Below are 13255 nucleotides of genomic sequence, written 5' to 3' on the forward strand. Positions count from 1 at the left end.
CCGCGGCCATCACTTGAGGCTGATCGTGGTGTTGACGCCGTGGCCCAGCGTGTCGTCGTCGAACCAGCGCGCGGTGACCGTCTTGGTCTGGGTGTAGAAGGTCACGGCCTGTTTGCCGTAGGGGCCGAGGTCGCCGAGCTTGGACGCGCGCGAGCCGCTGAAGGAGAACAGCGGCACCGGCACCGGGATCGGCACGTTGATGCCGACCTGGCCGACATCGATGTCCTCCTGGAAACGCCGCGCGGCCGCGCCGGACTGGGTGAAGATCGCGGTGCCGTTGCCGTTGGGATTGGCGTTGACCAGTTCGATCGCCTCGTCCAGCGTCTCCGCGCGCAGGATCACCAGCACCGGGCCGAAGATTTCCTCGTCGTAGATGCGCATGCCGGGCGCCGCGCCGGAGAAGATCGTCGGACCGACGAAGTTGCCGCGTTCGTAACCCGGCACCGCCGGCGCGCGACCGTCGAGTTCGAGCGTGGCGCCCTGCTCGACGCCGGAGGCGATCAGGCCCTCCACCCGCTCGCGCGCGGCGCAGGAGATCACCGGGCCGACGTCGGTGCCGGCCTCGGTGCCGGCGTTGACCTTGAGCGTCTTCGCCTTGGCCACCAGGTCGGCGATCCAGTCGTTGGCCGCGCCGACCAGCACCGCGGTCGAGGCCGCCATGCAGCGCTGCCCGGCCGCGCCGAACGCGGCGCCGGCGAGCGCGTTGAGCGTCTGCTCCTTGTTCGCGTCGGGCAGCACCACCGCGTGGTTCTTCGCGCCCATCATGCATTGCACGCGCTTGCCGGCGAGCGAGGCGCGCTGGTAGACGTGGGTGCCGACCTTGGTCGAACCCACGAACGACACCGCCTTGATGTCGGGGTGGTCGCAGATCGCATTGACCGCGGTTTCGCCGCCGTGGACGACGTTGAGCACGCCCTTGGGAATGCCCGCCTGCAACGCCAGCTCGCACAGGCGCATGGTCACCAGCGGGTCCTGCTCGGACGGCTTGAGCACGAAGGTGTTGCCGGTGGCGATGGCCATCGGGAACATCCACAGCGGGATCATCGCCGGGAAGTTGAACGGGGTGATGCCGGCGCACACGCCCAACGGCTGCAGCAGGGTGTAGGTGTCGACGCCGCCGGCGACGTTGTTGGCCAGTTCGCCCAGCTGCAGGTTGCCGATCGCCGCGGCGTGCTCGACCACTTCCAGGCCGCGGAACACATCGCCTTCCGCGTCGGGCAGGGTCTTGCCCTGTTCGGCGGTGAGGATCGCCGCCAGTTCGCCCATGTGCTCGCGGATCAGCTGCTGGTACTTGAGGAAGATCCGCGCGCGCGCGCCGATCGGCGTCTTGCGCCAGGTCTTGAACGCGCGCTGCGCGGCGGCGACGGCGGCGTCGATTTCCGCCGGCGTCGCCATCGGCACGCGCGCAAGCACGGCCTGGGTGGCGGGATTGACCACGTCGCGCCAGTGCGCGGTGGAGGATTCGACGAACTCGCCGTCGATCAGCAGCTTGACGGTCGCGACGTCGGTCGCGACTGCGTGCATGTCGTTCATGTTGGTCTCCGGATCGCACACCCGCGAAGGCAGGCGCTGCGCGAACGAAGACCGGGCGAAAGGCGGGCGCACGCGCGCCGCACCGCATCCGCTCGTCAGGTCGCCCGCCGCAACGCCCGAGGAGAACGCCGCGGCGCGGGCCGCGGCAAAGCCGCGTGCGCCGTCCCGACGTCCGCCACAGGCCGGTCTCCGGACTCGCGAGCGACGCGGATGCGTCCCGCCGGCGCCTTCCCGCGCGTTCGCGCAGTGGCCGATGCCGGCTGTAACTCGCCTACCGTTGCGGGGGCAGTGCCGGAATGGGACTCGCGTCCGCACCGGCTTCCCGTTTCACCCTGCGCGCTCGCTGGAGCGGGCGGCAGGACACCTGTGGCGCGCGCAGTGTAGTGGTTCGGCGGCGACAGCCACAAGCTGCGCCGCGGTATGGTCGCCGGCCGGCGCCTTCGTTCGCGCCGTCGGCGACGCGCGGCGGGCATCGCGCCGCGACCGACGCGCGCGGCGCTGCGACACGGCGAATGCGCGTTCGCGACGCGATGAACCGCGCGCCCGGCGAGCGCCATTTCATCCACCTGAATTGCACATCGCACCGCCGCCGCGACTTGGCCGATCGGCGGGATCGACGCCGCGCCCGGCTGCGCGCGAAGGCGCGTATAAGGGCCTCAGGCGGCCTGATTGCAGGCAACACCGGGACGTCCGCGCTCGTCCGCGCGCCGCCGGCCCACAGCGCGAATCACGCCGCGTCGCGGCCTGCTCAAGGAGAACCACATGCTCAGGAAGAACCGCATGCCCGAACACCACCGCGCCTCGAACAACGCGAATGCCCGCCGCGCGCGCGGCGCGCCGGCGCTGTGCCTGGCCCTCGCGCTCGCCGCTTCGTCGCTCCCGGCGTCGGCAGCCGACGACGCCGCGCCGCGCGATGTAAGCGGCACGGCGCCCAATGCCAGCGCCGGCGGCGCTTATGCGGTGGCCGAACACGGCGAGCATCTGTCGCCGCAGTTCCGCCAGCGCGCCTGGAACGACATCCGCGACAACGCGCGCAAGCTCAAGCTCGCCGCCGCGCCGCGATCCTCGGCGCGTTCGCTCGGCGGTTTCGCCTGGCCGCTGGCGCTCAACAACGGCCTGGCCGATCCGGGCTATCACGCGATCTCGAACTACGTCGACCAGGCCGGCGCCGGCCAGGTCCTCGACTACAGCTGCGGCGCGCGCAGCTACGACGGCCATCGCGGCACCGACTATTACCTGTGGCCGTTCTCCTGGTACAAGATGGACAACAATCAGGTGAAGGTGATCGCCGCGGCGGCGGGCACCATCGTCGGCCGCTACGACGGCAATTTCGACCGCAGTTGTTCGGTCAACAACAACAACTGGAACGCCGTCTACGTCCAGCACGCCGACGGCTCGGTCGCCTGGTACGGCCACATGAAGAACGGCTCGGTCACCGCCAAGGGCGTCGGCGCGAGCGTGGCGCAGGGCGAGTACCTCGGCATCGTCGGCAGTTCCGGCAGTTCGACCGAGCCGCACCTGCACTTCGAGGTCTACGACGCCAACGCCAACCTCATCGATCCTTACGCCGGCTCGTGCAACGGCCTGAATCTGTCTTCGGCCTGGGCCGCGCAGCGGCCGTACTACGACTCGGCGATCAACAAGCTGATCGTCGGCAACGCCCAACCGGCGTTCGCGTCGTGCCCGAACGCGGAGAGTCCGAACGAGAACACCGCGCTGCGCTACGGCCAGCAGGCCTCGTTCAGCGCGTTCTACCGCGACCAGCTCAACGGCCAGCAGAGCCAGTACCGGATCCTGCGGCCGAACGGCACGGTGTTCGCCTCGTGGACGCACAACGGCCCGGCGCCGCATTACGCCTCGTCGTGGTGGAACTGGACCTGGAGCAGTTTCGCGCCGAGCGGGCCGGCGGGCGTCTGGCGCTTCGAGGTCGCCTACAACGGCACGACCTACAGCAAGAACTTCACCTTGTCGCCCTGACCCCGGGGAGTCCCAGGCTCGGCGCCGCCGGTGGCGGTGCCGGGCCGTCGGCGGTGCGGCGGCGATAGCCGCACGCATCGCCGCGGCGGGGTACGAGCAGCGCTTGCGTTCGCGTGCGCCGCCGTCGCGGCGCGCCAGCGCCCGATGCGCGCTTGCGCTTCGACGGTGCGATGGCTGGGCCGGCGGCGATCCTTCCGCGCGATCCGAACCAGCGACGCGGCCGTTGCAAGCGCTCGGCCGCGCAAGGTTGATCGCGTGAACGCACGCGGCCCTACCCTCGTCCGCGACGCTTGGCGCGGTCGCTACCGCCGCGGCCTCACTGCCGCCGCCACTCCGCGCACATCGCGCCGGCCGTGCCGCCGAGGAACACCGCTTCGCGGTCCATGCGCCCGTCCAGGCGCTGCACCCAGACCTCGGTGTGGCCGCCGGTGTCCTGGTTCTGCCGGCGCGCGCGCACCCGCGCCGCGGCGCTGGCGATGTCGCGGGTGGGGAACGCGATCTCTTGCGAACCGTTGATGCGCAGGCGCCAGAACCGCTGCGCGTGGGATACGACTTCGTAGATCGTCACCAGCGTGGACATCGGCACTCCATGCGGTCCGGCGATGCGGGGTGGCGCCACGCTAACAAAGCCCAAACGTGATGAATGTAGGAAAACCCCGATTCACCGTCGGCATGCGTCTACACAAGCGTAGACACCCGGTTACGTAACGTAGTCATCCGCCGACGTTCGCGTCGGCGCACCGCACTTTGCCCGCGGGCGAGTTGCGGACCTCGGAAACGGCCTGGACATTCGCTCGCATCATCTACGGAGCGATAAGGAAATGATCCGGGTGTTCATCGTCGATGACCAGCCATTGGTCCGTCACGGACTGCGCTGGATCCTGGGCGCGCACAGCGACATCGACGTGGTCGGCGAAGCCGGCGATCCGCACGAGGCGGTCCAGCGATTGGACCAGTCCGCGGCGGACGTGGCCTTGTGCGGCTTCAACCTGCCCGACGACGACGGCCTGGGCCTGGTGCAGCGGCTGCTGCGGCACGATCCCGCGCTGCGCATCCTGATCGTGTCGGTGGTCGGCGACGGGCCGATGCCGCGCCGCCTGCTCGCCGCCGGCGCGCTGGGCTACGTGTCCAAGACCCGCGACGCCGCGGTGGTGGTGCGCGCGCTGCGCGAAGTCGCCGCGGGCCGTCGTTTCATCGACGACTCGCTCGGCGGCCGCATCCTGTTCGAGTCCTCGCCGTTCGACCGGCTCAGCCCGCGCGAGTTGGAAGTGACCCGGCTGATGGTCGAGGGCCGGCGCAACCACGAGATCGCACTGGCCCTGCGCGTGGCCGAATCGACCGTGCGCACGCTGCGTTCGCGCGCGCTGGGGAAGCTGGACGTGCGCGGCGAAGGGGCGTTGATGCGGTTGGCGATCGACCATGGGTGGGTCGCGCGCGGGGGATGAAACGCGATGGCACCGGGCGCGCGATGCTGGCGGAGCCGCCGGCGATCCGCTCACGTCCGCTCACCCCTGCGGATCGGCCCACGGCGCGCGTTCGAACTGCTGCGCCAGGTATTCGATCAGGGCCTGCACCCGCGCCGGCCGCTCGCGCCCCGGCGGGGTGACCACGTGCAAGGCGATCGGCGGCGGCGCCCACTGCGGCATCACGATCTCCAGCGCGCCGCTGCGCAGTTCGCGCCAGACCAGGAACTCCGGCTGCAGCGCCAGCCCCAGCCCCGCCAGCAACGCGGGATTGAGCGCCTCGGCGTTGTTGACCCGCAACGGCGCCGGCACGCTCAACGAGAAGTCGCCGTGGCGCGCATGGTGGAAGCGCCAGGCGTTGCCGAAACGCGAGTACGCGTAGGCCAGCGCGCTGTGGCCGGCGAGTTCGCGCGGATGGGTCGGCCGCCCGCGCGCGTCCAGGTACGCCGGCGCCGCCACCAGCACGATGCGCACGCCGCACAGGCGCCGCGCCAGCAGGCTCGAATCGGCCAGCGCCGAGATGCGCAGGGCGAGGTCGTAGCCGCCGCCGACCAGGTCGGTGACGCCGTCGTCGAAGTCGATGTCCAGCGCGATCTCCGGATAGCGCTGCATGAACTGCGGCAACAACGGCGCCAGGTGGGCGACGCCGAACGACATCGGCGCGGCCAGCCGCACCCGTCCGCGCGGACTGCGCGCCTGGGCGGTGACCTCGGCCTCCACCGCCTCGCCTTCGGCCAGGATGCGCCCGGCGCGTTCGAGCGCGCCGCGGCCGCTCTCGGTCAGCGAGATGCGCCGCGAAGTCCGGTGCAGCAACGTCGTCTTGAGCCGGGTTTCCAGGCGCGAGACGGCCTTGGACACGGTCGCCTGCGACAGGCGCAGTTCCTCCGCCGCGCGAGCGAAGGAGCCCAGTTCGGCGACCTTGGCGAAGATCGCCCAGGCTTCCAGGTCGGGGAGTCGGGTCATGTCGTCATTACACCACTTTTGGAAACGATGGTTTTCTATCGTTTCTATTCTAAACCCGATCGCGCAGGCCTATCGTTTCCCCATCGACCGCACACACAAGGAAACGCCGACATGATCGAACTGCGCCCCTATTCCAGCCTCGGCGGCGAAAACCACGGCTGGCTCGACGCCAAGCACCACTTCTCCTTCGCCGGCTACCGCGACGCCGCGCGCATGGGCTGGGGCGCGCTGCGGGTCTGGAACGACGACACCATCGCCGCCAACACCGGCTTCCCGCCGCACTCGCACGCCGACATGGAGATCATTACCTACGTCCGCGACGGCGCCATCACCCACCAGGACAACCTCGGCAACCGCGGCCGCACCGAAGCCGGCGACGTGCAGGTGATGAGCGCGGGCGGCGGCATCCAGCACGCCGAATACAACCTGGAGCCGGGCACCACCCGCATCTTCCAGATCTGGATCATCCCCGACGCCCGCGGCGGCGCGCCGACCTGGGGCGCCAAGCCCTTTCCCAAGGACGACCGCGGCGGCCGCTTCGTGGTCCTGGCCAGCGGCATCGAAGGCGACGAGGACGCGCTGCCGATCCGCGCCGCCGCCCGCGTGCTGGGCCTGACCCTGGCCGCCGGCGAATCGGCCGAATACGGCTTCGACGGCGAGCGCTACGGCTATCTGGTTCCCGCCAAGGGCGCGATCGAGGTCAACGGGGTGACGGTGAACGCCCGCGACGGCGCCGCCATCCGCGGCGAGGCGCGTATCCGCGTGACCGCGCTGGAAGACGCCGAAGTCGTGCTGGTCGACACCGCCCCGTAACCCGCGCCGCCGCATGCTCGTGTGCTCCACCCGCGCCGCCTCCCGCGGCGGCGCGCTTCCCCTTACGTCCCTTCCCCACCGCTCCGGAGCTCCCATGGCCACCTTCACCACCCGCGACGACGTGCAGATCTACTTCAAGGACTGGGGCCCGCGCGACGGCGAACCCGTCGTCTTCAGCCACGGCTGGCCGCTGAGTTCGGACAGCTGGGAATCGCAGATGTTCTTCCTCGCCGCGCATGGCTATCGCGTCATCGCCCACGACCGCCGCGGCCACGGCCGTTCCAGCCAGCCCTGGGACGGCAACGACATGGACCATTACGCCGACGACCTGGCGCAGTTGCTCGAACACCTCGACATCCGCGGCGCCGCGCTGTTCGGCTTCTCCACCGGCGGCGGCGAAGTGGCCCGCTACATCGGCCGCCACGGCACCGCGCGGGTCAAGAAGGCCGGCCTGATCTCGGCGGTGCCGCCGCTGATGCTCAAGACCGCCGACAATCCGGGCGGCCTGCCGCTGGAGGTGTTCGACGGGCTGCGCGAGGGTTCGATCAAGGACCGCTCGCAGTTGTACAAGGACATCGCCAGCGGTCCGTTCTTCGGCTTCAACCGCGAAGGCGCGACGCCCTCGCAGGGCATGATCGACTCGTTCTGGATGCAGGGCATGTGGGGCGGCCACAAGAGCACCTACGACTCCATCGCCGCGTTCTCGGCCACCGACTTCCGCGAAGATCTGGCGAAGTTCGACGTGCCGACCCTGATCGTGCACGGCGACGACGACCAGATCGTCCCCATCGACGCCGCCGGCCGCGCCTCGGCCGCGCTGGTCAAGGACAGCAAGCTGATCGTGTACCCCGGCGCGCCGCACGGCCTGACCGATACCCACAAGGACAAGCTCAACCAGGACCTGCTCGACTTCCTGAAGTCCTGACCGCGCCAAGCCCCCGCGGCGACCGCCGCGGGGGCTTCGCCGCGAAGCATCCTGCAGCAGCGGCGCGAGCCGCGGCCGCGAAAATACGACTGCGCCGAAGCTTGCGTCGCAATCGTATTTTCGCGGCCGCGGCTCGCGCCGTTCCTGCATCCGGCCTGGCGCCCACGCATCACTTCCGGCCCACGCCACCGCCGAAGCCGCGTGCTAGCGTGCCGCATCGCCGTCATCCCGGACCGCGCGCCGCCCGGTCCGCTGCCACGCATGCCCGTTTCCGGAGCCCGCATGAAACTCAAGCCGCTCGCCGCGCTGACCCTGGCCTCGTCCCTGTTCGCGCTGGCGCCGGTCGCGGGCGCGGCCGACGCACGCCACGTCGCCGGCGAAACGCATTTGCTCGCGAACCAGCCCAGCGCGGCCGCGCGCGATGCCGAAGGCCGCAGCGAGCTGCGCGTGACCGTGTGGTATCCCGCCGGCGCCGGCGCCGCCGCGCGCGAGATCGTGCTGGGCCCGCCGGACGCGCCGCTGTTCCGGGTCGCCGCGCTCGCCGACGACGCGCCGTTCCTCGACGATGCGCGCGGCCGCAAGCACGCCGGCCCTTCCGGCCGCCAGCGGCCGGTCGTGCTGCTGTCGCACGGTTTCGGCGGCAGCGCGCGGATGATGGGCTGGTTCGCCGCGCCGCTGGCCCAGGCCGGTTATGTGGTGATCGGCGTGGACCACCCAGGCAACAACGGCGTCGACCGCATGACCGTGCCCGGCGCGATCCTGTGGTGGGAACGCGCCGAGGACCTCAAGCGCGCGCTCGACGCCGTCGCCGCCGACTCGCGCTTCGGCCCGCACATCGACACCGGCAACGTCGCCGCCGCGGGCTTCTCCGCCGGCGGCTTCACCGCGCTGGCCCTGGCCGGCGCGCGCTTCGACCGCCAGCGCCTGCTCGACTTCTGCCACGCCCATCGCGACGACGGCGTATGCCGTCCGCAGCTCGAATTCGCGATCACCGAAGACGACATGCGCCAGGCGCTGCAACGCCCGGAGGTGGCGGCGCTGGAAACCGGCGCCGGCGGCGACCACTCGCTGTCCTCGGTCAAGGCCGTGTTCGCGATGGCGCCCGCGCTGGTGCAGGCGTTCACCCCCGACAGCCTGCGCGGCATCGATGTACCGGTGCGGATCGTCTCCGGCGAAGCCGACACCGTGGCTGGATTGGCCAGCAACGCGCGCGCGGCCGCCGACGCGATCCCTGGCGCGCGCCTGACCGCGTTGCCGCAGGTCGGGCACTACGCGTTCCTGTCGACCTGCACCGAGGCCGGGCGCGCGGCGCTGAAGATCTGCGCGCAGACCGGACCGCAGTCGCTCGCCCACCGCACCGCGATCGCTCAGGCCTTGACGTTGTTCCAGCGCACGCTGGGCCGCCCCGGGCGCTGATCGGGCGCCCCGTAACTCGCTTCGCTTCGGACCCTCGACGATGCCGGTGCTCAGAGAAACAAACGCGTTTGCCCTCCTCGGCCAATGGAGCCTGCTTGAGATCGTCCAGCGCCTGTCCAGCGCCGGCGAGCAGGGTTGCTCTGGCCCCGAACTGAAATCGCTCTTCTCCAACCTCGACTCGCGCGAGCTGGCCGGATGGATGAAGCAACTGGCCAACGCCGGCCTCGTCCGTGGCGAAGTGCGCGGACGTTTCGTGCATTACTACATCGTGCCCGGCGTGATCGACGCCCTGGTCGCGACGTTGCGCAGCGACAGCATCCTCTACCTCGAGCGACAGCGCCACGCGCAGCGCGCCGCCGAAGATCCGGGTCGACCGCGGTAGCCGCCACGAAGCGCAGAGACCATGCGTTTCGCATGAAATTGTCGCAATTCTCCTTTCCGTGACCGCGGCAACCGGACGGCACGTCCATCCGTGATCGATTGGCCGCGGCAACACCGCGTGCCCCGCCGCAGCACGCAACAGCAACGAGCGCCATCGCGGCAAACGCGTCGGCGCCCGCCGCCGGCGTCCTTCAGTCCACCTCGACGATAGGACGGACCATCGCCATGAACACCGCTTCGGCAAGCAACGCTTCCGCGCCCCCGGCGCCCTCGCCCTCCCGCCACGACCTGCACGCGTTCTGGACCCTGGCCGACGACCTGCAACGGCAGACCGTCGACCACGCCGGCGCCTTGTTCGCGTTCGTGGAAACCGCCAGCCCGCCGCGCCTGTTTTCGCTACTGGCGCAGTACCGCAGCTTCACCGACTACTACATCGCCGACATCGCCCTGCTGATCGCGCGGCTGCCGCCCGGACGCATGCGCAGCTTCCTCGCCGACATCCTGTTCGACGAACTCGGCAGCGGCGACGCGACGCAGGCGCATCCGCAGCTCTACGACGATTTCCTCGCCAGCCTGCGCATCGAGCACGCGCCGCACGACCGTCTGCCGCTCGCCGCCAACCTCGCCCTGCTCGACGCCGCGCGTGCCGCCCTGGTCGCGCCGGGCGCGAACGCGGCCTACGGCGTCGGCCTGCGCGGCATGGGCGGCGAATGCGTCTGCCAGGTCTACCTGGCCCGGCTGCACGAGCACCTGGTGCGCAATCCCTACATCCGCGAACACCACGACCGCATCGACTGGATCTTCTGGGACCTGCACGTCGGCGAACACGACATCGCCCACCGCGAGAAACTGCGCGCGCTGATCGGCGAGCAGATCGGCGGCATGGACGCGGGCAGCGTGGCCGAGCTGGAACGCGGCTACCGCGACAGCATGGCGGCGTGGCAGTCGTTCTGGAGCCATATCCATGCCGCGGCGACCGCGCCGGACCCGCACGCGCACGCGCGCGGCCCGAGCGATAGCGCCGGCGCCGGCGCCGGCGACGCGCCCATCGCCCAGTTCCACCTCGCCATCGGCGTGCACGACCTGCAGCAGGCGCGCGCGTTCTATTGCGACGTGCTCGGCGCCAAACAGGGCCGCTCGACCCGCAACCTGGTCGACCTGGATTTCTACGGCCACCACCTGGTGATCCACCAGGCGCCGCGCGAATCCTCCGGCGACAACGCCTTCGGCTCGGCCTTCTACGGCGAGACGGTCAAGGTGCCGCACTTCGGCATGAACCTGAATTGGCGCGACTGGAGCGCGCTGGCCGAGCGGATCAAGAGCCGCGGCTACGGCTTCATCGACCCGCCGCACGTGCGCATGCGCGACCTGCCCGGCGAACACGCGACCATGTTCCTTGCCGACCCCAGCGGCAACGCCCTGGAATTCAAGGCCTTCCGCAATCACGCCGAGGTGTTCGCGACGATCTTTTCGCCGCACACGCGCGACACCGACAGCCTGGACGGACTGGTGAAGAAAGCCGCGGCGGCGTGAACCGCGCCCGCGGCCGGCGCGACGCGCCGGCCGCGGGCCTCGGCGGCCCCGCCGCGACCACGCCGCGCCGCGGCTACGCGCTCAGACCTCGGCGTAGCGATCGGCGACCGACAACGCTTCGTCGATCGCCGCCAGCCCGTGGCGCAGATCCGCTTCGTCGATGTTCAACGGCGGCACGATGTGCAGCCGGTTGCCGGCGGCGAACGGCCACACCCCGCCGCGCTTGCACGCCGCCACCAGTTCGGCCATCGGCGCATTGGCCGCGCCGGCGGCGTTGAACGACACCAGCGGCGCGCGCGTGGCGCGGTCGCGCACCAGTTCGATCGCCCAGAACGCGCCCAGGCCGCGCACCTCGCCGACGCTGGCATGACGCTCGCGCATCGCCGCCAACGCCGGCCCGATGATCTGCGCACCGATGCGGCGCGCGCGCTCGATCAAGCCTTCGCTGTGGTACACGCCGATGCAGGCCACCGCCGCCGCGCAGGCCAGCGGATGGCCCGAGTACGTCAGCCCGCCCGGGAACGGCCGCTGCTGATAGGCCTGGGCGATGCGTTCGCTGACGATCACCCCGCCCAGCGGCACGTAACCGCAGTTCACGCCCTTGGCGAAGGTGATCAGGTCCGGCACCACGCCCCAGCGGTCGATCGCGAACCACTCGCCGCAACGGCCGAAACCGGCCATCACCTCGTCGGCGATCAGCACGATGCCGTGGCGGTCGCACAAATCGCGCACTCCCTGCAGATAACCGTCCGGCGGCACCAGGATGCCGTTGCCGCCGACCACCGATTCGAGCAGGATCGCCGCCACCGTGTGCGGCCCTTCCAGCTCCAGGGTCTGGTGCAGATGCGCCAGCGCGCGCTCGCCTTCCTCGGCTTCGTCGCGCGCATGGAAACTGGAGCGGTAGGCGTACGGCCCCCAGAACCGCACCACCCCGGGCGGGCCGGGCTCGGCGTTCCAGCGGCGCGGATCGCCGGTCAGCGCGATCGCGCCGGCGGTGGCGCCGTGGTAGCTGCGGTACATCGACAACAGCTTGTGCCGGCCGGTGTGCTGGCGGGCGATGCGCACCGCGTTCTCGACCGCCTCGGCGCCGCCGTTGGTGAAGAACACCCGGTCCAGATCGCCCGGCGCGACCTCGGCGATCATCCGCGCGGCCCGCGCGGTGGCTTCGTTGGCGTGGTACGGCGCGATCGTGCACAGCGTCGCGGCCTGTTCGCGGATCGCCTCGACCAAGGCAGGATGCTGGTGACCGAGGTTGACGTTGACCAGCTGGCTGGAGAAATCCAGCCAGCGCGTCCCGTGTTCGTCCCAGAACCACGAGCCCTGCGCGCCGGCCACCACCACCGGATCGATCAGCGCCTGCGCCGACCAGGAATGCAGCACGTGGCGGCGGTCGTCGCGCCACGCGGCGGAGCGCGCGTCGGTGGCGCCGGCCCGGTTCGACGCGGGCGACTGGCCTGTTTCGTCGATGCGGTTCATTCGCGTCTCTCCTGTTTGCCGACCGATCCGCATCATCGCATCGTCGGCGCCCGTCATTGCGGCGACGACGGCGCCACGTCCCAGCGTCCGTATCCCGACAGCCCCGCCGCAGCGGCCAATGCCACGGACGCCGCATTGTCGAGCTGGCAGCGGTACTGCGGCTCCCAGCCCTGCGCCAACGCATGGCGCGCGATCGCCCGCACCACCGCGCGGGCGTGGCCGCGGCCGCGATGGCCGGCCAGGGTCAGTACGCCCAGGTCCATCAGCCGGGATTCGTCCCAGCGGTACATGCTCGCCGCGCATACCAGTCGGCCGTCGGCGAAGGCGCCGAACGCGGCGTCGTGATCGAGCGCGACGTAGGCGTCGTCGCGGTCGGGTTCGCTGGCCTCGGATTCGAACGCCGCGAACGCCGCGGCATCGTCCGGACCCAGCGCGCGCACGTGGGCCGCGGGCGGTTCGGCGAGCACTCCGGCCTGGTCGCGCAACGGGAAATAGAACAAGTGATCGGCGCCGTACAACGGCGCACCCGCCTGCGCCAGCGCCTGCCGCAACTCGTCCGGCTCCAGCGGCGCGCCGACGGCCGCGACCAGCGCGTCGGCGAGCGCGGGGTCCAGCATCGCGCGCGCACCGGCCTCGGTCTCCAACAGGATCGCGCGGAAGCGGGCGTGCGCCCGGATGTCGATCGTGACCGTCAGCGCCGGCTCGCGCCAACGCGTCGTATCGCCGGCGAAAGCCTGCTGCCAATGGGTTTCGACGAGGGAGGAGAACATGGACA

At 70.8% G+C, this 13255-nt stretch carries 12 protein-coding genes and 1 riboswitch; of the genes, 7 read left to right on the forward strand and 5 right to left on the reverse strand.

Features of this window, described 5'->3' with window-relative positions; translation table 11 throughout:
- Positions 1-9: 9 nt before the first annotated feature.
- The gene (locus tag RDV84_RS03575) at positions 10-1524 is read right to left on the reverse strand and encodes a CoA-acylating methylmalonate-semialdehyde dehydrogenase (protein ID WP_309153676.1); all 1515 of its coding nucleotides are present in this window, start codon (positions 1522-1524) and stop codon (positions 10-12) included.
- Between the two features lie 172 nt (positions 1525-1696).
- A riboswitch (cobalamin riboswitch) is annotated at positions 1697-1916 on the reverse strand.
- Positions 1917-2295: 379 nt separating this feature from the next.
- On the opposite strand from RDV84_RS03575, the gene RDV84_RS03580 reads away from it, so the two are divergent.
- The gene (locus RDV84_RS03580) at positions 2296-3510 is read left to right on the forward strand and encodes a M23 family metallopeptidase (protein WP_309152474.1); all 1215 of its coding nucleotides are present in this window, start codon (positions 2296-2298) and stop codon (positions 3508-3510) included.
- Positions 3511-3826: 316 nt separating this feature from the next.
- On the opposite strand, the gene RDV84_RS03585 is transcribed toward RDV84_RS03580, so the two are convergent.
- Positions 3827-4090, reverse strand: a complete 264-nt coding sequence (locus RDV84_RS03585; protein ID WP_057946133.1) for a DUF2188 domain-containing protein — start codon at positions 4088-4090, stop codon at positions 3827-3829.
- A gap of 250 nt (positions 4091-4340) precedes the next feature.
- Here RDV84_RS03585 and RDV84_RS03590 point away from each other — a divergent pair, with 250 nt between their 5' ends.
- Positions 4341-4955 (forward strand): response regulator, encoded by a 615-nt coding sequence (locus tag RDV84_RS03590; protein ID WP_158229877.1) that lies wholly within the window; start codon positions 4341-4343, stop codon positions 4953-4955.
- 60 nt (positions 4956-5015) lie between these two features.
- Here RDV84_RS03590 and RDV84_RS03595 read toward each other — a convergent pair whose 3' ends face one another.
- Positions 5016-5936, reverse strand: coding sequence for a LysR family transcriptional regulator (locus RDV84_RS03595; RefSeq protein WP_057946131.1), 921 nt, complete (start codon positions 5934-5936; stop codon positions 5016-5018).
- A gap of 111 nt (positions 5937-6047) precedes the next feature.
- Between RDV84_RS03595 and RDV84_RS03600 the strand changes: the two genes are divergently transcribed.
- The 5 genes from RDV84_RS03600 to RDV84_RS03620 all read left to right on the forward strand — a co-directional run bounded on the left by RDV84_RS03600 (position 6048) and on the right by RDV84_RS03620 (position 11004).
- Complete coding sequence (locus RDV84_RS03600; protein WP_309152475.1) at positions 6048-6749, forward strand: pirin family protein; 702 nt, start codon at positions 6048-6050, stop codon at positions 6747-6749.
- A gap of 94 nt (positions 6750-6843) precedes the next feature.
- Positions 6844-7674 (forward strand): alpha/beta fold hydrolase, encoded by an 831-nt coding sequence (locus tag RDV84_RS03605; RefSeq protein WP_309152476.1) that lies wholly within the window; start codon positions 6844-6846, stop codon positions 7672-7674.
- A gap of 282 nt (positions 7675-7956) precedes the next feature.
- On the forward strand, positions 7957-9090 hold the full coding sequence (locus RDV84_RS03610; RefSeq protein ID WP_309152478.1) for an alpha/beta hydrolase family protein: 1134 nt from the start codon (positions 7957-7959) through the stop codon (positions 9088-9090).
- A gap of 40 nt (positions 9091-9130) precedes the next feature.
- Positions 9131-9472 (forward strand): hypothetical protein, encoded by a 342-nt coding sequence (locus RDV84_RS03615; RefSeq protein WP_309152479.1) that lies wholly within the window; start codon positions 9131-9133, stop codon positions 9470-9472.
- 224 nt (positions 9473-9696) lie between these two features.
- Positions 9697-11004 (forward strand): iron-containing redox enzyme family protein, encoded by a 1308-nt coding sequence (locus RDV84_RS03620; protein WP_309152481.1) that lies wholly within the window; start codon positions 9697-9699, stop codon positions 11002-11004.
- Between the two features lie 81 nt (positions 11005-11085).
- On the opposite strand, the gene RDV84_RS03625 is transcribed toward RDV84_RS03620, so the two are convergent.
- The gene (locus RDV84_RS03625; protein WP_309152482.1) at positions 11086-12480 is read right to left on the reverse strand and encodes an aspartate aminotransferase family protein; all 1395 of its coding nucleotides are present in this window, start codon (positions 12478-12480) and stop codon (positions 11086-11088) included.
- 53 nt (positions 12481-12533) lie between these two features.
- Entirely contained in the window at positions 12534-13250 is a 717-nt protein-coding gene (locus RDV84_RS03630) for a GNAT family N-acetyltransferase (protein WP_309152483.1), read from the reverse strand.
- Positions 13251-13255: the final 5 nt, after the last annotated feature.

Source organism: Lysobacter yananisis (assembly GCF_031199375.1).
Taxonomy (GTDB): Bacteria; Pseudomonadota; Gammaproteobacteria; order Xanthomonadales; family Xanthomonadaceae; genus Lysobacter; species Lysobacter yananisis.